Genomic DNA, 21,984 nt, shown 5'->3' with positions numbered 1-21,984 from the left:
TGCGGGCCTTCGGGTTTGGGGCTCGCGATCGCATGATGCTGTAATTGGTGCCCCAGCGACAGCGGAGGTTTCATGACAGCAACACCCAGTGCCGTGAACGGCGTGCACACCTATCTGGCCCTGCAGGTGGCGACGCTGCACGAGTTCCGGGAACCGGTCATCAACGCCGAACCGGACGCCGTGCACCGCATGCGGGTGGCCACCCGCCGGCTGCGCTCGCTGCTGTCGACCTACTCCGGCCTCTACGAGACGATGCCGCTCAACCGCAGGCGGCTGCGCTGGCTCGCCGACGAACTCGGCGAGGTCCGCGACCTCGAGGTGCTGCGGATGCGGTTCGCCAAGCGGCTCTGCGACGAGCGCCCGGACTGGTTCGAGGCCCTCGCCGAGCAGGAGCGCCTCGCCTACGGGCCCCTCGCAAAGGCCTGCTCGCGCGAGCGCACGACCAAGCTCCTCGCCGCGGCCCAAGCCATGGCCACCGCGCCGCAGTACGCGGCCGTGGCGTCGCAACCGGTCGAAGCGGTGCTCGGCCCGATCCTCGAGGCCGCGCGCAAGGACCTCGAGCGGGCACTGGACGCCATCGAAAGCGCGGCCGACCCGGACGAGGCCCGCCACGAGGCGCGCAACGCGGCCAAGCGGACCCGCTACACCGCCGAAGCGGCCGTCGACCTCGGCGAGCCCGCCGAGACGATCGCGGTCGAGGCGAAGCGGCTGCAGAACCTGTTCGGGCGCTGCCAGGACGACGTGGTCGCGATCCGCTACCTGGAGACGCACGCCCCCGATTCGCCGGTCCTCGAACGCGAGCACCAGGCCCGCGCCAAGCACCTCGCCAAGGTCGAAGCGGCGCTGGCCGAGCGCAGCGGCTCCTGACCGTTCGGTCGCTGGACGACGCAGAACGGCCCGGTGGCTCCACGTTCTTGAAACCGTGGTTCCACCGGGCCGTTTTCGGGATGACAATGGGGGTTAGAGGCCGGAGAGCTTCTGTCCGGCGCGGATGACGGCCATGCCGAGGCGGTCGCCAGGGCGGCGTCCGAGACGCTCTATGGGTCCGGACACCGAGATCGCGGCGACGACGCGGCCGGTCTTGTCCCGCACCGGGGCCGAGACGCTGACGACGCCGGGTTCGCGTTCGGCGACCGACTGCGCGAAGCCGCGGCGGCGGACCTCGGCGAGGGTCTTCGACGAGAACCGGCACTTGGGCAGCAGCGGCAGGATCCCTTCCGGCGGTTCCCAGGCGAGCAGCACCTGCGCGCCGGAGCCGGCGGTCATCGGGAGTCCCGCGCCGACGGGCACCGTGTCGCGCAGCCCGGAGGCGCGCTCGGCGGCGGCCACGCAGACGCGTTCGTCGGCCCGCCTGCGGTACAGCTGGGTCGATTCGCCCGTCTGGTCGCGGAGGAGGTTGAGCACTGGTTCGGCGGCACTGAGGAGGACGTCGGCCGTCGACCCGGCGAGCTCGCCGAGTTTCGGGCCGGGGCGCCAGCGGCCCTCGTGGTCGCGTTGCAGCATCTCGTGGGCTTCGAGGGCCTGTGCGAGCCGGTGGGCCGTGGCCCTGGGCAGTCCGGTCTCGTGCACGAGCTCAGCCAGGCTGGCGCCGTTGGTGCAAGCCGTGAGGATGAGCACCGCCTTGTCAAGGACGCCGACTCCGCTGATAGTATTCGTTCTCACGAGCTGAACATTACCTCCCATATTTCGAGAAGTCCAACGACTGGGAACAGAGATGTCACCTACACCACACGAATCCGAGGGAACGGCACCGCGCACCCTCGCGCAGAAGGTCTGGGACGCCCACGTGGTACGCACGGGCGGCCAGCAACCCGATCTGCTCTACATCGACCTGCACCTCCTCCACGAGGTGACCAGCCCCCAGGCCTTCGACGGCCTGCGGCAGGCAGGGCGCAAAGTCCGCCGGACCGATCTCACGATCGCGACCGAGGACCACAACACGCCCACCGACAACCTCTTCACCATCGCGGACCCGACCAGCCGCAAGCAGATCGAGACGCTCCGCGCCAACTGCGAAGAGTTCGGCGTGCGCATCCACTCGCTCGGTGACGAGAACCAGGGCGTCGTCCACGTCGTGGGACCCCAGCTGGGACTCACCCAGCCGGGCATGACCGTCGTGTGCGGCGACTCCCACACCTCCACGCACGGCGCGTTCGGCTCGATCGCGTTCGGCATCGGCACCAGCGAGGTCGAGCACGTGCTCGCCACGCAGACCCTGCCGCAGGCGAAGCCGAAGTACATGGCCGTCACCGTGAACGGCTCGCTGCCCGAAGGCGTCTCGGCGAAGGACCTGATCCTCAAGATCATCTCCATCACCGGCACCGGCGGCGGCAAGGGCCACATCGTCGAATACCGCGGCCAGGCCATCGAGGAGCTCTCGATGGAAGGCCGCATGACCGTGTGCAACATGTCCATCGAGTGGGGCGCCAAGGCCGGCATGATCGCGCCGGACGAGAAGACCGCCGCCTACGTCAAGGGCCGCGCGCACGCGCCCAAGGGCGAGGACTGGGACGCCGCCGTCGAGTACTGGCAGACCCTCAAGACCGACGAGGGCGCCGTCTTCGACAAGGAGATCGTCATCGACGCGGCCTCCTTGAGCCCGTTCGTCACCTGGGGCACCAACCCCGGGCAGGGCGTCGAGCTCTCCGGCACCGTCCCCGCACCCGAGGACTTCGACGACCCGATCGCGCGCACCACCGCCGCCGGGGCCCTGGAGTACATGGGCCTCGAAGCCGGCACGCCGATGCGCGAGATCGACGTCGACGTCGTCTTCCTCGGCTCGTGCACCAACGGCCGCATCGAGGACCTGCGCACCGCCGCCGAGGTCATCAAGGGCCGCAAGGTCGCCGAGACCGTCAACATGATGGTCGTCCCCGGCTCCGCGAAGGTCCGCGAGCAGGCCATCGCCGAAGGCCTCGACAAGGTCTTCATCGAGGCCGGCGCCGACTGGCGCTTCGCGGGCTGCTCGATGTGCCTGGGCATGAACCCGGACCAGCTGACGCCCGGCCAGCGCGCCGCCTCCACCTCGAACCGCAACTTCGAGGGACGCCAAGGCAAGGGCGGGCGCACCCACCTGGTGAGCCCGGCCGTCGCCGCCGCCACGGCCGTCACCGGCCACCTCGCCAGCCCGGCGGATCTGTAGGAAGGGCAGGGAATCATGGACAAGTTCACGACCCACACCGGCAGCGTCGCCCCGCTGCGACGCTCCAACGTCGACACCGACCAGATCATCCCGGCCGTGTACCTCAAGCGGGTCACCAAGACCGGCTTCGAGGACGGGCTGTTCGCCGAGTGGCGCGAGGACGAGAAGTTCCTCCTCAACCAGCCGGAGTACCGCAGCGCCACCATCCTGGTCACCGGCACCGAGTTCGGCACCGGCTCCTCACGCGAGCACGCCGTCTGGGCACTGAAGGACTACGGGTTCAAGGCCGTCATCGCCCCGCGCTTCGGCGACATCTTCCGCGGCAACTCCCTCAAGAACGGTCTGTTGACTGTGGAGCTGCCCGAGGCGGCCGTCGAAGAGCTGTGGCTGCGCGCCGAACTGCACCCGGAGTCGGAGACCACGGTCGACCTCGCGGCGTGCGAAGTCCGTGCGGGCGACCGCACCTGGAGCTTCGAGTTCGACGAGTTCCTGCGCTGGCGCATGATGGAAGGGCTCGACGACGTGGCCCTGACACTGCGCGACGAGGACAAGATCGCGGGCTTCGAGTCGAACCGGGACGCTTGGCGGCCTAGGACTCTCCCCGTTCAGGTCTAGTGTCCGGGACGCGATCCAGTTAGACCCTACGTTCGGAGCCGGTGGCGAAGCCACCGGCTCCAGGCGTGTTCGGGTCCCTCCCAACGGGGTTGCGAGCGTCGATTTCGGGCACCTGAATAAAAATTCCCTGCGACACAACGGGTCTATTTTCGCGGAAACAGTTGCGTTCGCTTTCGAAACGTCATAACGTGCGCTTAACAAGCTGGTATGGCTTCAAGGACTATCGGGAGGGTAGGACTCGTGAACAAGGCAGAGTTCGTCGAACGGATCGCCGCACGCACTGGCGACCGGGCCGCTGCGAAAGAAGTCGTGGATGTCGCGATCGACGAGATACAGCGCGCGGTGGTGAAAGGGGAGAAAGTCTCCTTCGCCGGATTCGGCGTCTTCGAGAAGCGCGCACGCGCCGCTCGCATGGCGCGCAACCCGCGCACCGGGGATGCGGTGAAGGTCAAGAAGACCGTCGTCCCCGCGTTCCGTCCGGGCACCGGCTTCAAGGAGCTCGTGACCGGCAAGCGCAAGGCGGCCAAGTCGACCACCGCCAAGAAGGCGACGCCGGCCAAGAAGACGGCCACCGCCACCAAGAAGGCCGCGACCAAGAAGACGGCCGCCAAGAAGACCACGCGGGCCGCCTCCACGGCGACCCGGTCGACGGCCACGAGCCGCGTGGGCGCCAAGAAGACCGCGGCGAAGCAGACCACGGCCAAGAAGGCCGCGACCGCGAAGAAGGCCGTGCGCAAGACCGCGGCCAAGCCCGCCGCGAAGAAGACCGCGGCCAAGAAGACCACGAAGCGCGGACGCAGCTGATGCCGCGGCCCCGAACCGGTTCGGGGCACGCGGTGAGGCGCCCGTCCGAACTCGCACGGGGAAGAGGGCATTCAGGAGCCACCTGAATGCCCTCGCTGCTTTACACGGCTTTACACCGGCGGGTGCCTCAGCCGGCACCGCCTACTGGTTCGCGGCACCGCCCGCGACTGCGTCGGAGAAGTCATTGCCGAACTTCCCCTCTGGATCGACGCGGGCCCGGAGTTTCTCGAAGTCCCCCATTCGCGGATAACGCGAGCAGACCTCATCCATTGGTATCGAAAACAATTTCCCCCAATGGGGCCGGGGTGAGAACGGTTCCAAAGCCGCCTCCGCCGCGGACATCACCGGAGCCACCGCCCCGAAGTCACTCACCCAAGTGAAATGCAGGCCCACGGTGTCGCGCCCGAATGCGGGCGAGAGCCACAGGTCGTCCGCCGCCATCGTGCGCACCTCGCAGATCTGCACCACCGACCCGAGCCGCTCGCCCAGCCCCGCCAGCGCCTCGAGCGCCGCGGGCGCGTCCGCCCGGTCGATGAGGAACTCCGACTGCAGCTCATCGCCCGAACTGGGCGTGAACTCCGGCTTGAAGTGCGGCAGGCGCTCATGCCACGGGCCGGTCTGGCCCTGCTGCACCGTGCACGCCTCCGGGTCGACGCCCGGGACCGGGTGCCGCTTGCCGTCGGCCAGCGGCGCCCCGTACCAGTTCGCCTGCGGGAACGGGTGGGTCTGGTCGGCCGTGCGCTGCTTCACCCAGTACTGGAACACCGGGGACGCGCCCCAGGCGGTGAACAGGCTGGTGCTGTACGCCGAGGAGGTCAGCTCGTCGAAGTGCGCGAGCGCCTGGTCGAACGCCAGGCCGTCGTAGACGTACTGGCGCATCTCGAAGCCGGGCAGCAGGTCCAGGGTCACCGTGTGCACGACGCCCAAGGCGCCCAGGTGGACGACCGAACCGGGGAAGTCCTCGTCGCCGCGGGCGACCGTGCGCAGCTCCCCGTCGGGGCCGATGAACTCGATGGCGGCCACGGCGGTCGCGAGGTTCCCGTTGCGGTCGCCCGAACCGTGCGTGCCGGTCGCGATCGAGCCGGCGATCGAGATGTGCGGCAATGAGGCCATGTTGTGCAGGGCGAAGCCCGCGCGGTGCACGGCATCGCTCAAGGCCGCGTAGGTGATCCAGCCGGAGGCGCGCACGGTGCCGGTGAGGGCGTTGATGCTCACCTCGGGCTCGATGCCGGCGAGGGAGATCATCGTCGCGTCCGAGGCGGCGATCGTGTTGAACGAGTGGCCCGAACCGAGCACCCGCAGGCGCGGCGCGGCCGCGACGACAGCGCGGGCCTCGTCGAGCGTGGCGGGCGCCTCGAAGCGGCTGGGGGAGAAGCGGATGTTCCCGGCCCAGTTCTGGAGGGCGGTGGGGGTGCGGTCCGGCACGGCGGCTTTCCTCCTTGTAGGCGCGCTCACGCGCACGCAGAGCAGTGGGGCGGCCAACGGTACCGCTAACACTCGCACGCGGCACCTGAGCGGTCCAGGAGGCGGGAATGCAGCCTTGCTCCCACCGTGACCCCCGCCACGGCCGCACGGAATGTCGTACCCCCATGCCAGGGTTTTGACCGGGGGCCCGAAACACGGCCCTCAGTGCCTCTGGCCGTGCCCGCCGAACCAAGGCCGCCAACGGACCAGCACCGGCCGGATTGTCGTACCCCCGTGTCAGGGTTTTGACAGTGCCAATTGACGGCTCGCAAGCTTCGCCGAGACCGGGCCTGCGATACGGCGCTCAGTGCCTCTCACCGTGCCTCCGAACCGGGCCGAGGCCCGCTCCCTAGAGCCGCTCCACACCTACGAGTTTCTGCCCCGAGAGCGACAGCACCCACGCCTCGCCCGGCCGCGTCGACACATCGGCGGTCTCGACGCCGTCCTCGTCCGCCAGGATCGCGACCGTGTCGCTCACGACTTCCGGCTCCGCGCAGACGATCGCCGTCCCGCCGCCGCCCGCGAGTTCGCGCAGGCGCGCACTGGAGCGCTCCGGATTGCGTTCGTGCGCTTCGGCGTCGAACGCCGTGTCACCGCTCAGCCTGCACCGCACCGCCTGCGCGATCGGCTCCAAAGTCTGCACGCTCGCCCGCCCGGTAGCGCAATACGCCCGATCCGGCTGGTACAACGACGCCAGCGCCGCCACCCGCACCGCCTGGTCCTGCCCGCGCAGGCTCAACGGCCGCGTCACCTCAGGCCCGTCCCAGGCCTGATCGACCTCCGCCGGCGCCATCAGCAGCACTGTCGCCGTCACCGCCGGCAGCTCGCCGAACGCCCTGAGCACCTGCTGGTCCCGCGGCCGCGTCAACGCCTCCCGCGCCTCCGCCAACGTGATCCAGCGCCGCTCGCCGATCTCCTCGTCAGCGGTGAACGCCGCATCCGGCTTCTCCGTGCGCATCGACCAGTAGTCGACGTGCTTCAGCACGTCCCCTTCGGGATTCGGCAGCACATACGAGGCCCGGCACAGCCGCATCTGCGGGATGACCGGAATCCCGGTCTCCTCCTCGACCTCGCGGCACGCCGCCGTGAGCGGGTGCTCGCCGGGGTCCAGCTTGCCCTTCGGCAGCGACCAGTTCCCGACCTTGGGGCGCCACACCGCGATCACCTCGATGAGGCCGCGCTCGCCGTTGCGCCACAACAGGCCGCCAGCGGCCGCGATCTGCCTCTGCGGCGCCCCGTTCCCGACAGTGTCCTGTTCCACACTCACGCCTCATACGGTACTGGGACCTGCCCAACCGCGGGAAGCGTGCCACTCGCGCGGCGCAGGCCGTGCGCGGGGCGTCTAGGCACGCATGGTGGGGATCCGGACGGCGACGACCGTGCCGTCGGCGTCCGTGTCGAGGTCGACGCGCTGGCCGAGGCGGAGGAACCGCAGGCCGGAGACGGCGAAGGCCGCCGCGTCGAAGGTGACGCGGCGGCCGCTGAGTTCGGATGGACTGTCGAGGACGACCTCGCCGGAGGTGTCCTCGTTGAAGTTCGAGACGGTGCCCTGCATGGTTTCAGCTTGGCCCATGCGGGCCGGGAAAGCGAGCGACCGCCGAGGGGAGTCGGGGCCGGCCGGAACTGCGTCCGGCCGGCCTACTTCCGGATCTGGGGGTTGTTGCGCCCGCCGATGGCCTTCTTGGCCTTGAGGCCGAGCCAGACGATGCCGCCGACGATGGCGATGAAGAGCGCGAAGTTGAAGATGAAGGCGAGGATGCCGCCGATCGCTCCGAGCACGAATTGGATCACGTTCACCACGATGATCACGGCGAGGACCGCGCCGCCGAACAGGGCCGCGAGCCAGCCGAAGAGACGCCAGTTCATGTCACTCACTCCGAGTCGAGTCGAAATTCCGGCCGACACGGGCGGTCGGCAAGCTAGATGTCACAGTGACTCTATGATGACATCATAGCGGACTTCGCGCAACCCTCGGGTACCGCCGCTCCCGTGCCGTCGTTCAGAGACCGCGCGCCGCGTACCTGGGAGTTCACGCGACGTAGCGGTGCGCCCCGGCGCGGGGAGTCAAACCCCACGCTTTGCTTACCGTCGCCTGAAGGGCCCGGCGCGGGCGTTAGAGTGCAATGCACTGACGATCCCGTACACGACGGCACAGGCCGAACCCACAGGCCGGAGCCCGACTCCTGAGAAAGCGAGCCAGCAGGTGACCGAGCCGAGGCCCGAGGCGCAGTACACCTTCCGCCGCCGCGGCGGCGACGCCCTCCGCCCCGACGTCCGCGTCTACGCGAACCTCGTCAAGGGCGGCATGCTCGGACTCACCAAGCGGTCCTGGTCGGGCATGGAGCACGTGCCCCTCAAGGGCCCGGCGATCCTGGTCTGGAACCACTACTCGGACATCGACCCGCTCCTGGTCGTCCACTACGTGTACAACGCCGGCCGCCACCCCCGGTTCCTCCTCAAGGAGTCGATCCTGCGCATCCCCGTGGTCGGCCCGCTCGTGCGCAGCACCGGCCAGATCCCCGTCAAGCGCGGCAGCGCCGAGGCGGCCGACTCGCTCCGCACCCTCGAACGCGAACTCGCCCAAGGGCACGTGGTCATCATGTCCCCCGAGGGCACGGTCACGAAGGAGCCGGACCGCTGGCCGATGCGCGGCAAGACCGGCATCGCCCGCCTCGCCCTCGACTCCGGCGCGCCCGTGATCCCGATCGTGCAGTGGGGCGCCCTCGGCATCCACGACCGCAAGCGCGACCCCAAGTTCAAGATCGGCCGCAAGCCGGTCACCGTGCGCGCGCTCCCGGCCGTCGACCTCTCCCCTTGGGAGGGCAGGGAACCCACGCGCGAGGACCTCGCGGCGGTCACCGACCGCATCATGGAGGCCCTGCGCGAGGGCCTCGCCGAGATCCGCGGACAGGAAGCACCCCCGTTGTTCGATCCCCGGCAGCACCGATCCGACGAAAGCGAGTCTTCCGAGTGAGAGCAGCCGTCATGGGGGCCGGTTCCTGGGGAACCGTGTTCGCCAAGATCCTCGCCGACGCCGGGACGCCGGTCACAGTGTGGGCCAGGCGGGCCGAGGTCGCCGACGCGATCAACGCGACCCACCGCAACCCCGACTACTTCCCGGACATCGAGCTGCCGGGCCTGGTGAGCGCTACTGACGACCCGGCCGTCGCGCTGCGTGGCGCGGACCTCGTGGTCCTGTCCGTCCCGAGCCAGACCCTGCGCGGCAACCTCGCCGTGTGGAAGGAGCACCTCGAACCGGTCGCGACCCTCCTGAGCCTCATGAAAGGCATCGAGCTCGGCTCGACCGAGCGCATGACCGAGGTCATCGCCGAGGTCACGGGTGCGGCCGAATCGCGCATCGCGGTCCTGTCGGGCCCGAACCTGGCCCGCGAGATCGCCGAGGAGCAGCCCACGGCCTCCGTCGTGGCGTGCATCGACCACGGCCGCGCGGTCGACGTGCAGAAGGCCGTCACCACCTCCTACTTCCGCCCGTACACGAACACCGACGTCGTCGGCTGCGAGCTCGGCGGGGCGGTCAAGAACGTCATCGCCCTCGCCTACGGCATGGCCGCAGGGATGGGCTTGGGCGACAACACGAAGGCCACGATCATCACCCGCGGCCTGGCCGAGACCACCCGCCTCGGCGCGCGACTGGGCGCGGACCCGACCACGTTCGCCGGGCTCGCCGGGCTCGGCGACCTCGTCGCGACCTGCTCGTCCCCGCTGTCGCGCAACCACACCTTCGGCGAGCAGCTGGGGCTCGGGGCCACCTTGGAAGAGGCCGCCCGCGTCACCAAGCAGACCGCCGAGGGCGTCAAGAGCTGCCGTTCCATTACCGACCTCGCCCGCAAGGTGGGCGTGGAGATGCCGATCTGCGATGCCGTGGAGCGGGTCTGCCACGAAGGCCTCGACCCCAGAGCCGCGGTCGCCGAACTCATGGGACGCGAGACCAAACCCGAAATCGACAGTTTGAGGTCCGACAATGAGTAAACCGACCGTCGCCGTCTTCTTCGGCGGACGCAGTGTGGAACAGCCGGTCTCGTGCGCCTCCGGCTCGGGCGTCGCCAAGGCCCTGCGCGAGCGGGGTTTCGACGTCACCACGATCGGCATCACCCGCAGCGGCGAATGGGTCGAACTCTCGCCGGACGTGGCGTTCGCGATCGAGTCCCCCGAGGCCCTCCCCGAGGTCACCGCCGAGGCCGGCAAGGCCGTCGCGATCGACCTCGGCCCGGGCTCGCAGCCGATCGCCGACGTCCTCTTCCCGGTCCTGCACGGCCCCTTCGGCGAGGACGGCACGATCCAGGGCCTGTTCGAGATGGCCGGCGTCCCCTACGTCGGCTCCGGTGTGCTCTCGAGCTCGCTGTGCATGGACAAGGAGTTCAGCAAGCGGCTCCTCGCCGCCGAAGGCGTCCCGCAGGGCGCGTTCGACGTCCTCAAGGCCGGCGAGAAGCTCGACGCCGAAGCCGTGATCAACAAGCTCGGCCTGCCGATCTTCGTCAAGCCCGCCCGCGCCGGATCGAGCCTGGGCATCAGCAAGGTCAACTCGGGCGCCGAACTCGCCGAGGCCGTGGAGAAGGCCCGCGAGGTCGACGACAAGGTCGTCTTCGAGGCGGGCTTCGTGAACGCCCGCGAGATCGAGATGGGCGTCGTCGAGACCCTCGACGGCGACCTGGAGATCACGTTCCCGCTCGAGGTCCTCGCCAAGGGCGAGGACGGCTGGTTCGACTTCGAGGCCAAGTACCTCGACAACCCCGAGCCGTTCAACCTCCACCCGGACTACCCCGAGGGCGTGGCCGAGCAGGCCCAGGCGCTCGCCCGCAAGGTCTTCCGGCTGCTGGACTGCCGCGACCTGGCCCGCGTCGACTGCTTCCTCGGCGAGGACGGTGTCGTCTACCTCAACGAGGTGAACACCATGCCGGGCATGACGCCGATGAGCGGCGTCCCCCAGGCGTTCGCCGCCTACGGCATCTCGTACGGCGAGCTCGTAGAGCGCCTGGTCACTCTCGCAGAGGCCCGTGCTCGACGCTCCTGAGCACGGCGAGTACCCTGGCTGAGTTGACCCATGGTTCCACCGTGGCGTTCGGCTACTGCATCACCGTGTGCGCGCCAGTCCTCGAGGTTCCCTCGAGTGCATAACTGAGCGCGCTACACTCACGCGTTCCTGCTGGTCAGGAGCGTACTGTGCCTCGTATCTTCTTCGAGGCGACGCATGAATTACTGGAGAGATCATTGCAAGCTAAGGCGAAAGTCAAGCTTTCCCGATCCCTCGGCATCGCTCTGACGCCGAAGGCCGCCAAATACATGGAGCGCCGTCCCTACCCTCCGGGGCAGCACGGCCGCGGCCGCAAGAAGGAATCGGACTACAAGAACCAGCTCGTCGAGAAGCAGCGTCTGCGCGCGCAGTACAACATCTCTGAGCGCCAGCTGCGGAACGCCTACGCCGAGGCCGTGCGCAAGCCCGGCAAGACCGGTGAGAACCTGGTGACGCTGCTCGAGTCCCGCCTGGACGCCTTCGTGCTCCGCGCCGGATTCGCCCGCACCATCTACCAGGCGCGGCAGTTCGTGAACCACGGCCACTTCACCGTGAACGGCCGCAAGGTCGACATCGCGTCCTACCGGCTCAAGGCCGGCGACTTCGTGCAGGTGCGCAAGAAGTCCCGCGAGACCACGCCGTTCCAGCTGGCCGCCGCCGGCGCCTGGGCGGGCGAAGTGACTCCGGCCTACATCGAGGCTCACCTCGAAGGCCTGATCGCCCGCTTCCTCTCGGTGCCCGAGCGCAAGCAGGTCCCCGTGATCTGCGACGAGCAGCTCATCGTCGAGTTCTACTCGAAGTAAGCCTGAGTGAGCAATGAGCGCCGCCCGGCCTTCCGGGCGACTGGAAGACCGGCGGCGCTCCGCTCACGTCTTATGGAGGCACTGTGCAGTGCCCTCCGTCACGGTGAACCCGCTGGTGAGCCGTATTGGGACGCGAGTAGACTCGCTCAGTGGTGCAGTGCGTCCCCGAGTGGGTCGCCATGCGCTTCGGGTGTCGCCGTGCACCCGGATGCCGTTGGTGAAGCGCCGCGCCATTCCAATGCCGACCCGACCCAGGGTCGGCGTGCCAGTAGCTCCGACCTGTCATGGGTGCGGGGTTTTCAGACCGAGTTGTCACGGTAGCGGAGGACATGCCGAAAAAAGACGGTGCCATCGAGATTGAGGGCAAGGTCGTCGAGTCCCTCCCGAACGCAATGTTCCGGGTGGAACTCACCAACGGCCACAAGGTACTCGCCCACATCAGTGGCAAGATGCGCCAGAACTACATCCGAATCCTCCCCGAGGACCGGGTCGTGGTGGAGCTCTCGCCGTACGACCTGTCGCGCGGGCGGATTGTCTACCGCTACCGCTGACCTGACTTCTACACGTAAGTAGGACTCGTGAAAGTCAAGCCGAGCGTCAAAGTGATCTGCAAGAACTGCCGCGTGATCCGCAGGCACGGACGAGTGATGGTTATCTGCTCGTCCGACCCGCGTCACAAGCAGCGTCAGGGCTAACGCAGACACAACGCCAGCAAGAAAGGCCCCAGAAGGGGAAACCGCCGCCAGTGCGCAAGCACAACCCTCGGCTCGGAGGCCGAGGCTCGCATCGCCCATCAGGGCAGGGATCAGACCCCGACGAGAAGGCAGTGGTCAGACCTCCGACAACGCTAGGAGTACGCCTGAATGGCACGCCTGGTTGGAGTCGACCTCCCGCGCGACAAGCGCCTGGAGATCGCACTCACCTACATTTTCGGCATCGGCCGCACGCGCTCGCTTGAGACGATCGCGGCGACCGGCCTCGACCGCGACAAGCGCGTCAAGGACCTCACCGACGAAGAGCTCGTGCAGCTTCGGACGCACATCGAAGAGCACTACCAGGTCGAAGGTGACCTGCGCCGCGAGGTGCAGGCGGACATTCGCCGCAAGATCGAGATCAACTGCTACCAGGGTCTCCGTCACCGCTACGGCCTTCCGGTCCACGGTCAGCGGACCAAGACCAATGCCCGTACTCGCAAGGGTCCGAAGAAGACCGTCGCGGGCAAGAAGAAGGCACGTTAGGAGACCAGCTGATGCCACCGAAGACTCGCGGCGGTTCCAAGAACCCGCGCGCCAAGAAGAAGAACGTGCCCCACGGGCACGCCCACATCAAGAGCACCTTCAACAACACCATCGTGTCGATCACCGACCCGACCGGTGCTGTGATCGCCTGGGCCTCGTCCGGCCAGGTCGGTTTCAAGGGCTCGCGCAAGTCCACCCCGTACGCCGCGCAGATGGCCGCCGAGGCCGCCGCCCGCCGTGCGATGGACAACGGCATGCGCAAGGTCGACGTCTACGTCAAGGGCCCGGGCTCGGGCCGCGAGACCGCGATCCGCTCCCTCCAGGCCGTCGGCCTCGAGGTCGGCTCGATCAACGACGTCACCCCGCAGCCGCACAACGGCTGCCGGCCGCCGAAGCGTCGCCGCGTCTAATACGCGCAGCGACACCCAAGCGGACATCGTCACCGAAAATCCATGAGTTTTAGGCGTCAAATAGCGGGCGCCCCGAACAAAGGAAACACGCAACAGTGCTTATCACTCAGCGGCCCACGCTCTCCGAGCAGCAGATCAGCCCGACCCGCTCCAAGTTCACGATCGAACCCCTGGAGCCCGGTTTCGGCTACACGCTCGGCAACTCGCTGCGGCGCACGCTGCTGTCGTCCATCCCGGGCGCGGCGGTCACGTCGATCAAGATCGACGGCGTCCTGCACGAGTTCTCCACCATCCCCGGCGTGAAAGAAGACGTCGTCGAACTGGTGCTGAACGTCAAGCAGATCTGCGTCTCCTCGGAGAACGACGAGCCGGCCACCATGTACCTGCGCAAGGAAGGCCCGGGCGAGGTTCTCGCCGGGGACATCCAGCCGCCCGCCGGCGTGCAGGTCCACAACCCCGAACTCAAGCTCGCGACCCTGAACTCCAAGGGCCGCATCGACATGGAGTTCGTGGTGGAGCGCGGCCGAGGCTACGTCTCGTCCCCGGCCAACAAGGGCGAGACCAACGAGATCGGCCGCATCCCGGTCGACTCGATCTACTCGCCCGTGCTCAAGGTGGCCTACTCCGTCGACGCGACCCGCGTCGAGCAGCGCACCGACTTCGACAAGCTCACCGTCGACGTCGAGTCCAAGCCGTCCACGACGCCGCGCACCGCGCTCGCGTCGGCCGGTTCCACCCTGGTGGAGCTGTTCGGCCTGTACCGCGAGCTCGACACCGAGGCCGAGGGCATCGACGTCGGGCCCAGCCCGGCCGACCAGCAGCTCGCCGCCGATCTGGCCCTGCCGATCGAGGACCTGGACATGACCGTCCGGTCCTACAACTGCCTCAAGCGCGAGGGCGTCAACACCGTTGGCGAACTCATCAACCGCACCGAGGCGGACCTGCTCGACATAAGGAATTTCGGGCAGAAGTCGATCGACGAGGTCAAGATGAAGCTCGCCGGCATGGGCCTGAGCCTGAAGGACTCGCCCGGCACCTTCGACCCGAGCGAGGCCGCTGTGGCCTACGGCGGGTCGCCGGTCGCCGACAACGACGAGTACGAAGAAGACGGTGAAGATCTCCGCGAGACCGAGGAGCTCTAAGCTTCCCGACCAGTGGCGGTCGGTTCCGTAAGACGGCCGGCCGCGTCAAACCAAGAGGAGCAAGACAATGCCCAAACCTACAAAGGGCCCGCGCCTGGGCGGTTCCCCGGCACACGAGAAGCTCATGCTCTCGGGCCTCGCGGCCTCCCTGTTCGAGCACGGCAGCATCACCACCACGGTGACCAAGGCCCGCCGCCTGCGCCCCTACGCCGAGCGTCTCATCACGTACGGCAAGAAGGGCACGCTGCACCACCGCCGTCTGGCGCTGGCCAAGCTGCGCAACAAGGACGCCACGCACGACCTGTTCGAGCAGGTTGCGCCCCGCTTCGCGAATCGCGAAGGCGGCTACACCCGGATCATCAAGGCCGGTAACCGCAAGGGCGACAACGCTCCGATGGCGATCATTCAGTTGGTCGACTAGCTAGGCCGTTGAACCGCGCGCAGGGCTCACGCTCTGCGCGCGGTTTCGTCTTTCCCATAGGATATATCCTATAGGATATTTGGGTTCCAAGCAGAGGTCGGAGATCCAGTGGACCAGACGAGACTGCGAATCGGCATCGCCTACGACGGGGCCGAGTTCTCGGGGTGGGCGCTCCAGCCGGGGTTGCGGACGGTGGCCTCGGAGGTCATCCGCGCGCTGGAGCTGCTGTTCGGCGAGATCGGCGACTTCACCGTGGCCGGCCGGACCGACGCGGGCGTGCACGCGACGGGCCAGATTCTGCACGTCGACGTGCCCACGGCGAAGTGGGAGGCGCTGAGCGACAGGCTCCTGTGGCGGATGCGCGGCATCCTCCCGCCCGATGTGCGGGCGGTGTCCGCCGAAGCGGTCGACCCGAGCTTCAACGCGCGTTTCGCGGCGCAGTGGCGGCGGTACCGCTACCGGGTCGCCGATGCGATGTGGGGTGTGAATCCGTTGCGGCGCTTGGACACCCTGGCCTGGCAGCGGCCGATCGACGTCGAGCGGATGCACGCGGCGTGCCAGGTCCTGCTCGGCGAGCAAGACTTCGTGGGCTTCTGCAAGTCGCGCGAGGGCGCGACGACCATCCGGGAGCTCCAGCAGTACGACTGGGCGCGGGACGAGGACGGCGTCGCGGTCGCGACGGTGCGCGCCGACGCGTTCTGCCACTCGATGGTCCGGAGCCTGGTGGGCGCGGCACTCGCGGTCGGCGACGGTCGCAGAGACGAACAGTGGCTCGCCTCGATCCTCCACATCGGCGAGCGGGCCAACGATGTGCATGTGGTGGGGCCGCACGGCCTGACCCTGGTCGAGGTCTCCTACTCGGACGACCCGAAGGACTGGCAGGCCCGCGTCGACCTCACGCGCCGGGTGCGAACGCTTCCCGGCGATACCGGCGGCCCCGAAATCGGCCGTCCACAAACCCCCACCCACCACTAGAGGGGAAAGAAAGGTCCGGGCCGAGCGTCGCAGCCGGCCCCGACAGAAAACCGCCGCACACGCGGTCGCGGGCCGAAATGTCACCCGAAAGAGCCGTCAGTGGTGGAACGTCACCCGAAGCGCCAGGGGTGGAACGTCGCCCATGCGAGTGGCCGGCGGCCGAGTTGTCACCCGCGCGAACGGATGCGTTCACCGCGGGGTCAGGCCGAGCCCCGATGCTGAGGTCATGAGACGCTTCCTCACTGCCGGCGCGGTGGCGGCTGTCGTCGCCTCCGCGCTGTTCGTCGCCCTTCCCAGCCCTGCCGACGCGCACCCCTCCCGCAGCTTCGACCTCCAGGCGCACCGCGGCGGGCTCGGGCTCGTCGTCGAGAACACGTTGCCCGCCTTCGCGAATGCGCTCGAGCTCGGCGTGAGCACCCTCGAGCTGGACATCCAGATCACCGAGGACGGCCATGCCGTGGTCACCCACGACCGCCGTGTGAGCGGCGGCAAGTGCCTCGACACCGCGCCCGCGTTCGAGGGCGACCCGGAGTACCCGTACGTCGGCAAGTACGTCAAGAACCTCACCCTCGACCAGGCCCGCACCCTCGACTGCGGGAGCCTCGTGCAGGCGGCCCACCCGAACCAGGAGGCCCACCCCGGCGAGCCGATGCCGCTGCTCAGCGAGGTCTTCGACCTCGTGCGCGACTACCGCGCGCGCGGGGTGAAACTCAACATCGAGACCAAAGTGGAGGCCGGTGCGCCGCACGAGACCGCGCCGCGCGAGGCCTTCGTGAAGACCGTGGTCGCGGACATCCGCGAGGCGCGCATCAGCCGCCAGGTCACGATCCAGAGCTTCGACTGGGGCACGTTGATGCTCATGAACGAGACCGCGCCGGAGCTGCCGATCGTCGCGCTCACGAACATCTCGTTCCTCCAGACCGGCCAGGCCGGGGCCTCGCCTTGGCTGGGCGGCATCGACATCGACGACTTCGGCGGTGACCCGATCGCCGCGATCGACTCGTTCGGCGCCGACGCGTTCTCGCCCGTCCACGGCTCGCCGCAGAACGGGAAGGTCACCGACCCGGGCTACGCGCCGTACGTGACCGAGGCGATGGTCGACCACGCGCACGACTACGGCATCGAGGTCGTCCCGTGGACCGTGAACGACGAGGCCACCATGCGCAAGCTCATCGACGACGGCGTGGACGGCATCATCACCGACTACCCGGACGTGCTCCGGGAGGTCATGCGGGACTACGGCTTCCGCCTCCCGAAACGCTACTGCGACCGTTAGTGACCGAATCGTGACACGGTGACGGATCGGTCTCGGTCGGGTCCTGTTCGCTCACCGTGCCATCACGGTTCGGTCACGAGGGGAACCGAAACGCGGTATCGGCTGTCTCATGGAAGTACCCCGTCATCCCGAGTGAGAAGGGAACCCCTCCATGAGACGCCACCAAGTGGCCGGTATTCCGGCTGCCCTCCTGCTGTTCGCCCTTACCGCCTGCACCGGCACGAGCGGCAGTGAATCCGGTACCGCGCAGGACATGGGTGCTGCCGCGCCCCCGCCCCCTGACGAGACGTACGGCGCGAACGAGCCGGTGTCCCCGGCCGATGATCCACAATCGACGTTCGCGGTGGACGTCGACACCGCCTCCTACGACTACGCGCGCCGCTCGCTCGAGGACGGGGTCCTGCCGCCGGCCGACCAGATCCGGCCCGAGGAGTTCGTGAACTACTTCGACCAGGGATACGCCGAGCCCGAAGGGAACGGCTTCGCGGTCAGCGTCGACGGGACCGAGCTGCCGGACTGGTACGACGCGGGCGATGCGACCCACGTGATGCGCGTCGGCCTCCAGACGCAAAGCGCGTCCGACGAGGGCCGCGCCGATGTGAACCTGACCTTCGTCATCGACGTCTCCGGCTCGATGGAAGGCGACCGGATCGCGCTGGTCCGCGACTCGCTCGACCTGCTGGTGAGCCAGTTGCGGCCGACCGACTCGGTCGCGATCGTCACGTACGAGTCCGAATCCGAAGTGCTGCTGGGAATGACGGACGTCGGCGACGGCGAAACACTGCGGGCAGCGATCGACGACCTGTACGCGCGCGGGTCCACGAACATGGAGGCCGGCCTGCGGGACGGCTACGAGATCGCGGGCGAGGTGTTCGACCCGGAGAAGGACAACCGGGTCATCCTGCTCTCCGACGGCGAGGCGAACGTCGGGATCACCGAGCACGACGCGATGCTGGAGGCGCTGGGCGAGGAGATCGCCGAGGGCATCACCCTCCTCACCGTGGGCGTCGGCGACTCCTACAACCAGGAACTCCTGGAGCAGTTGGCCGACAACGGCGACGGCTGGGCGGTGTACTTCGCGACCGAGACCGAGGCCGAGCGGGTCTTCTCGGAGCGGCTGACCTCGACACTCGGGGTGGCCGCGCGCGACGCGAAGATCCAAGTGACCTTCGACCCGGAGTATGTGGTGGAGTACCGGCTCATCGGGTTCGAGAACCGCGCGATCGAGGACGAGGAGTTCGAGGACGACACTGTGGACGGCGGAGAGGTCGGCCCCGGGCACAGCGTCACGGCGCTCTACGCGCTGACGCTGCCGATGAGGGACGTGGCAGGGGACGCGGCGGTGGTCGACGTGCGCTGGGAGGACCCGGAGACCGAGGAGATCGGTACTGCTTCGGTGGCGCTGAACACCGGCGCGGACCTGAACGCCGACGCGGACGCGCACCTGAGCGTCGACCTGGTCGCGGCGGCCTTCGCCGAGGTCCTGCGCGGCAGCGCCGGCTTCGACTGCGAGTCACTGCTGCCCGCGGCTCGGGAACTGGCCGAGACGAGCGAGGACCCGGACGTGGAGGAGCTGGCGGAACTGATCGAGATGGCCTCGGCGCTGGGGGCGTAGCGCTGAGCGGCGGCCTGTCGGTCGCGCGGGCTCAGTCCTGCGCCGGGGTCTTCCCGTCTCCGCCGATCGATTGCGAAGGTTTCAGGGTATGAGCTTTCGGCGGTACCGTGGGCCCCGAGATCAGCGCCTTGCGGGGCGGAACTCGGGGCCGGTGTGCGGCGCCGGAGGCGGTCGCCACGCCGCGGCGATCGGATTCGCGCAAAATTGAGCGCTGCGGCTCCCGGCTCCTAGCCGCTCGGCAGGTTGTCGAGGTAGGGACGCGTATCCGCTGGTCCTGCAGTTTTTGAACACGTTCGATCTCGCCTTCGACGGCCTTGTGAAAGCATTCACAAGAGCGTGTGTTCGGGATTTCCAGGCCGTAGCTTCAAAGCATGGATGCAACCCAGCTCCTCGCCCAGGCGTCCGATGTGGTCGCCGCCGCAGACCCAGCCGGGCTCATGCCCGCCCGCCAGCAGATGGCGCTGTCCCTCGGATGGCACATCATCCTGGCCTGCTTCGGAGTCGCGTTCCCCGCCATCATCTTCGTGATGCACCTGCGCGGCATCCGCAAGAACGACCCGGTCGCGCTCAACCTCGCCAAGCGCTGGGGCAAGGTCTCCGCCGTGCTCTTCGCGATCGGCGCGGTCTCCGGCACCGTCCTCAGCTTCGAGATGGGCCTCCTGTGGCCCGGCCTCATGGGCACCTTCGGCGACGTGCTCGGACTCCCGTTCGCCTTCGAGGGCCTCGCGTTCTTCCTCGAAGCGATCTTCCTCGGCATCTACCTCTACGGCTGGGGCAGGATGCCCCCGAAACTCCACCTGCTCATGGTGCTGCCCATGGCGATCACCGGCATCATCGGCACCTACTGCGTGCTCGCCGTGAACGCCTGGATGAACGCCCCGACCGGCTTCGACATCGTGAACGGCGAGGTCGTGAACATCGAACCGTGGGCCGTCCTGTTCAACCAGCACACCTTCCTGGCCTTCGGGCACATGTGGCTCGCCGCGTACATGGTCGCCGGCTTCTCCATCGCCTCCGTCTACGCCGTCGGCATGCTCAAGGGCCGCCGCGACCGCCACCACCGGCTCGGCTTCATGGTGCCGTTCGCCTTCGCGACCATCGCCGCCCTCGCCCAGCCGTTCGCCGGGCACTTCCTCGGGCACGACCTGGCCGAACGCCAGCCCGCGAAACTCGCCGCGTTCGAGTTCGCCGACGAGACCGCCGACGGCGCCACCCCGCTGACGATCGGCGGCATCTACATCGACGGCGAGGTCAAGTGGGCCATCGAGATCCCGTACCTGTCCTCGGTCGCCGCGCTGAACTCCTTCACCGAACCCGTTCCCGGCCTCGACCAGTTCCCCGAGGAGGACGAGCCGCCGGTCAACATCGCCCACTACTCGTTCCAGGCCATGGTCGGGATCGGCCTGCTGCTCCTGGCGGCCGTCGCGCTCTTTTGGTTCCTGCGCTGGCGCAAACGGGACCTGCTGGGGAACCAGTGGTTCCTGCGGTTCATGGCCGTCACCGGACTCCTCGCGATGACCGCGATGGAAGCGGGCTGGATCGCCACCGAAGTGGGCCGGCAGCCGTGGATCGTCTACGGCGTCATGCGCACCACCGAAGCCGCCGCGGACCACTCGGCCGCCCTGTGGTTCGTCTACGGCGGATCGGTGCTCCTCTACGGCGGCATGACGATCGCCGCGATCGCGATCCTGCGCTCGATGGCTCGCCGCTGGCGTGAAGGTGCCGGCGACCTGCCGAGCCCCTACGGGTCGAAGCTCTTGGCCGCAGACGGGCCCGCCGAGATCCGCGAATGCGCCGATGAGCAGGACGGCACCGGCGGTGAGCGGGACGGCGCCGCTTCGCAGGACGGCACTGCGGCTGCCGAGGCGAAGGGGTCGGCGAAATGATGTCGCTCGAGTTCGCCGTCGCCGCAGCACTGTTCGCCGGAGTCGTCGCGTACGCCGTCTTCGGCGGGGCCGACTTCGGCTCGGGATTCCACGACCTCACCGCCGGAGGCGCCCGGCGCGGCGCTCCACTGCGGACGCTCATCGACCAAAGCATTGGCCCCGTGTGGGAGGCCAACCACGTCTGGCTCATCTACGTGCTGGTCATGTGGTGGACCGGGTTCCCCCAGTCGTTCGCCGCCACCATGACCACCCTGTACGTGCCGTTCGTGTTCGCGCTCATCGGCATCGTGCTGCGCGGCGCGAGCTTCGCCTTCCGCAAGTACAGCGAGACCCTCTGGCAGGCAAAGCTGTTCGGCGTCGTGTTCGCGACCTCCTCGGTGCTCGCACCGTTCTTCCTCGGCACCATCGTGGGGGCGCTCGCCTCCGGCCGGGTGCCGGCGGGCGGCAACGGCGACCCGTGGTCGTCCTGGCTCAACCCGACCGCGCTGTTCACCGGATGCATCTCGGTCGGCACCTGCGCGTTCCTGGCCGCGACCTTCCTGACCGCCGACGCCGCCCGGCGCGGCGAGACCGCACTGGCCGCGAAACTCCGCGTCAGGTCCCTTGTGGTCGGTTCGGTCACGGGAATCGTGGTGTTCGCCGGGCTCATCCCGATCGAGCACGACGCGCCGACGTTCTGGGACGGCCTGACCGGGCGTGCCGCGCCCGTCATGGCGCTCTCGGCGCTGGGCGGGATCGCGACGCTGGTCCTGCTGTGGCGCGGGCGTTTCGGCCCGGCCCGGCTGACCGCGGTGATCGCCGTCGCGGCGGTGATGGCCGGGTGGGGGATCGGGCAGTACCCGTGGGTGCTGGTCGACCAGGTGAGCATCGCCGAAGGCGCTGGTGCGCCGGCGACCCTGCAGGGGCTGCTCGTGGCCGTGGGCATCGCGGCGGTGATCGTCGGTCCGGCGCTCGGGTACCTGTTCTACCTGACGCAGTCGCCCGAATGGAACCAAGCGGCGGGCGGCGGCGTCAAAGCCGACGAGGGTGGTCCGATCCGCCGCGGCGCCTCGCACTGGAGCAGTCAGCTGGGGAACTGACCACTTCGGATGAAGCCTGACACCTGCGGTGGATAGGTGGGAGGGCCGGGCGCGCCAGTGCCCGGCCCTCCTTGGTGCGGTG

The 21,984-nt window shown here is 68.5% G+C and carries 23 protein-coding genes and 1 pseudogene; 19 read left to right on the top strand and 5 right to left on the bottom strand.

Annotated elements, in window-relative coordinates:
• The first annotated feature begins 72 nt into the window (after positions 1 to 72).
• Positions 73 to 867 carry a CHAD domain-containing protein gene (locus tag AB0I03_RS03765; protein WP_360405789.1) on the top strand — a complete coding sequence of 265 codons (795 nt, stop codon included), beginning with the start codon at positions 73 to 75 and terminating at the stop codon, positions 865 to 867.
• Positions 868 to 960: 93 nt separating this feature from the next.
• Here the strand turns inward: AB0I03_RS03765 and AB0I03_RS03760 are convergent, their stop codons facing one another.
• Entirely contained in the window at positions 961 to 1,647 is a 687-nt protein-coding gene (locus AB0I03_RS03760) for an IclR family transcriptional regulator (RefSeq protein WP_344469158.1), read from the bottom strand.
• A 67-nt stretch (positions 1,648 to 1,714) separates the two neighbouring features.
• On the opposite strand from AB0I03_RS03760, the gene leuC reads away from it, so the two are divergent.
• The 3 genes from leuC (at position 1,715) to AB0I03_RS03745 (ending at position 4,561) form a co-directional block, all read left to right on the top strand.
• Positions 1,715 to 3,142, top strand: a complete 1,428-nt coding sequence (leuC, locus tag AB0I03_RS03755; protein ID WP_360405786.1) for a 3-isopropylmalate dehydratase large subunit — start codon at positions 1,715 to 1,717, stop codon at positions 3,140 to 3,142.
• 15 nt (positions 3,143 to 3,157) lie between these two features.
• Positions 3,158 to 3,757 carry a 3-isopropylmalate dehydratase small subunit gene (gene leuD, locus AB0I03_RS03750; protein ID WP_360405783.1) on the top strand — a complete coding sequence of 200 codons (600 nt, stop codon included), beginning with the start codon at positions 3,158 to 3,160 and terminating at the stop codon, positions 3,755 to 3,757.
• 240 nt (positions 3,758 to 3,997) lie between these two features.
• Positions 3,998 to 4,561 carry an HU family DNA-binding protein gene (locus tag AB0I03_RS03745; RefSeq protein ID WP_360405780.1) on the top strand — a complete coding sequence of 188 codons (564 nt, stop codon included), beginning with the start codon at positions 3,998 to 4,000 and terminating at the stop codon, positions 4,559 to 4,561.
• Between the two features lie 141 nt (positions 4,562 to 4,702).
• Here the strand turns inward: AB0I03_RS03745 and AB0I03_RS03740 are convergent, their stop codons facing one another.
• The 4 genes from AB0I03_RS03740 to AB0I03_RS03725 all read right to left on the bottom strand — a co-directional run bounded on the left by AB0I03_RS03740 (position 4,703) and on the right by AB0I03_RS03725 (position 7,891).
• The gene (locus AB0I03_RS03740; protein WP_360405777.1) at positions 4,703 to 5,986 is read right to left on the bottom strand and encodes a D-arabinono-1,4-lactone oxidase; all 1,284 of its coding nucleotides are present in this window, start codon (positions 5,984 to 5,986) and stop codon (positions 4,703 to 4,705) included.
• A 388-nt stretch (positions 5,987 to 6,374) separates the two neighbouring features.
• Complete coding sequence (locus tag AB0I03_RS03735) at positions 6,375 to 7,286, bottom strand: NUDIX domain-containing protein (protein WP_360405966.1); 912 nt, start codon at positions 7,284 to 7,286, stop codon at positions 6,375 to 6,377.
• Between the two features lie 81 nt (positions 7,287 to 7,367).
• On the bottom strand, positions 7,368 to 7,580 hold the full coding sequence (locus tag AB0I03_RS03730) for a cold-shock protein (protein WP_360405963.1): 213 nt from the start codon (positions 7,578 to 7,580) through the stop codon (positions 7,368 to 7,370).
• Between the two features lie 83 nt (positions 7,581 to 7,663).
• A complete protein-coding gene (locus tag AB0I03_RS03725) occupies positions 7,664 to 7,891 on the bottom strand; it encodes a hypothetical protein (protein WP_270115742.1) in 228 nt (75 codons plus the stop codon).
• 337 nt (positions 7,892 to 8,228) lie between these two features.
• Here AB0I03_RS03725 and AB0I03_RS03720 point away from each other — a divergent pair, with 337 nt between their 5' ends.
• The 15 genes and pseudogenes from AB0I03_RS03720 to AB0I03_RS03650 all read left to right on the top strand — a co-directional run bounded on the left by AB0I03_RS03720 (position 8,229) and on the right by AB0I03_RS03650 (position 21,902).
• Positions 8,229 to 8,999 carry a lysophospholipid acyltransferase family protein gene (locus tag AB0I03_RS03720; protein WP_360405774.1) on the top strand — a complete coding sequence of 257 codons (771 nt, stop codon included), beginning with the start codon at positions 8,229 to 8,231 and terminating at the stop codon, positions 8,997 to 8,999.
• A gap of 11 nt (positions 9,000 to 9,010) precedes the next feature.
• Positions 9,011 to 10,015, top strand: coding sequence for an NAD(P)H-dependent glycerol-3-phosphate dehydrogenase (locus AB0I03_RS03715; protein ID WP_360405771.1), 1,005 nt, complete (start codon positions 9,011 to 9,013; stop codon positions 10,013 to 10,015).
• The gene (locus AB0I03_RS03710) at positions 10,008 to 11,057 is read left to right on the top strand and encodes a D-alanine--D-alanine ligase family protein (RefSeq protein WP_360405768.1); all 1,050 of its coding nucleotides are present in this window, start codon (positions 10,008 to 10,010) and stop codon (positions 11,055 to 11,057) included. The genes AB0I03_RS03715 and AB0I03_RS03710 overlap by 8 nt, the downstream gene beginning before the upstream one ends.
• 197 nt (positions 11,058 to 11,254) lie before the next feature.
• Positions 11,255 to 11,860, top strand: a complete 606-nt coding sequence (rpsD, locus tag AB0I03_RS03705) for a 30S ribosomal protein S4 (protein WP_344471048.1) — start codon at positions 11,255 to 11,257, stop codon at positions 11,858 to 11,860.
• A 329-nt stretch (positions 11,861 to 12,189) separates the two neighbouring features.
• Positions 12,190 to 12,411 (top strand): translation initiation factor IF-1, encoded by a 222-nt coding sequence (gene infA, locus AB0I03_RS03700; protein WP_026929479.1) that lies wholly within the window; start codon positions 12,190 to 12,192, stop codon positions 12,409 to 12,411.
• A gap of 27 nt (positions 12,412 to 12,438) precedes the next feature.
• Positions 12,439 to 12,555: a 50S ribosomal protein L36 gene (gene rpmJ / locus AB0I03_RS03695; RefSeq protein ID WP_081913453.1), complete on the top strand. Its 117-nt coding sequence runs from the start codon at positions 12,439 to 12,441 to the stop codon at positions 12,553 to 12,555.
• A 168-nt stretch (positions 12,556 to 12,723) separates the two neighbouring features.
• Positions 12,724 to 13,098, top strand: a complete 375-nt coding sequence (rpsM, locus tag AB0I03_RS03690) for a 30S ribosomal protein S13 (RefSeq protein WP_205325287.1) — start codon at positions 12,724 to 12,726, stop codon at positions 13,096 to 13,098.
• Between the two features lie 11 nt (positions 13,099 to 13,109).
• A complete protein-coding gene (rpsK, locus tag AB0I03_RS03685; protein ID WP_136529806.1) occupies positions 13,110 to 13,508 on the top strand; it encodes a 30S ribosomal protein S11 in 399 nt (132 codons plus the stop codon).
• Positions 13,509 to 13,603: 95 nt separating this feature from the next.
• Positions 13,604 to 14,650, top strand: a complete 1,047-nt coding sequence (locus AB0I03_RS03680) for a DNA-directed RNA polymerase subunit alpha (RefSeq protein ID WP_270115736.1) — start codon at positions 13,604 to 13,606, stop codon at positions 14,648 to 14,650.
• Between the two features lie 67 nt (positions 14,651 to 14,717).
• A pseudogene (gene rplQ / locus AB0I03_RS03675) lies at positions 14,718 to 15,065 on the top strand (50S ribosomal protein L17); the annotation flags it as partial.
• Between the two features lie 114 nt (positions 15,066 to 15,179).
• The gene (gene truA, locus AB0I03_RS03670) at positions 15,180 to 16,046 is read left to right on the top strand and encodes a tRNA pseudouridine(38-40) synthase TruA (protein ID WP_360405763.1); all 867 of its coding nucleotides are present in this window, start codon (positions 15,180 to 15,182) and stop codon (positions 16,044 to 16,046) included.
• Between the two features lie 226 nt (positions 16,047 to 16,272).
• Positions 16,273 to 17,322 carry a glycerophosphodiester phosphodiesterase family protein gene (locus AB0I03_RS03665; protein ID WP_360405760.1) on the top strand — a complete coding sequence of 350 codons (1,050 nt, stop codon included), beginning with the start codon at positions 16,273 to 16,275 and terminating at the stop codon, positions 17,320 to 17,322.
• Between the two features lie 151 nt (positions 17,323 to 17,473).
• Positions 17,474 to 18,937 carry a von Willebrand factor type A domain-containing protein gene (locus AB0I03_RS03660; RefSeq protein WP_360405757.1) on the top strand — a complete coding sequence of 488 codons (1,464 nt, stop codon included), beginning with the start codon at positions 17,474 to 17,476 and terminating at the stop codon, positions 18,935 to 18,937.
• A gap of 371 nt (positions 18,938 to 19,308) precedes the next feature.
• Positions 19,309 to 20,823, top strand: a complete 1,515-nt coding sequence (locus AB0I03_RS03655) for a cytochrome ubiquinol oxidase subunit I (protein WP_360405754.1) — start codon at positions 19,309 to 19,311, stop codon at positions 20,821 to 20,823.
• Entirely contained in the window at positions 20,823 to 21,902 is a 1,080-nt protein-coding gene (locus AB0I03_RS03650; protein ID WP_360405960.1) for a cytochrome d ubiquinol oxidase subunit II, read from the top strand. The genes AB0I03_RS03655 and AB0I03_RS03650 overlap by 1 nt, the downstream gene beginning before the upstream one ends.
• The last annotated feature ends 82 nt before the right edge of the window (positions 21,903 to 21,984 follow it).

The organism is Glycomyces sp. NPDC021274, from assembly GCF_040641195.1.
Classification (GTDB): domain Bacteria; phylum Actinomycetota; class Actinomycetes; order Mycobacteriales; family Micromonosporaceae; genus Glycomyces.
Note: the sequence above shows the minus strand (reverse complement) of the source record. Positions and strands in the feature narration are given on the sequence as shown.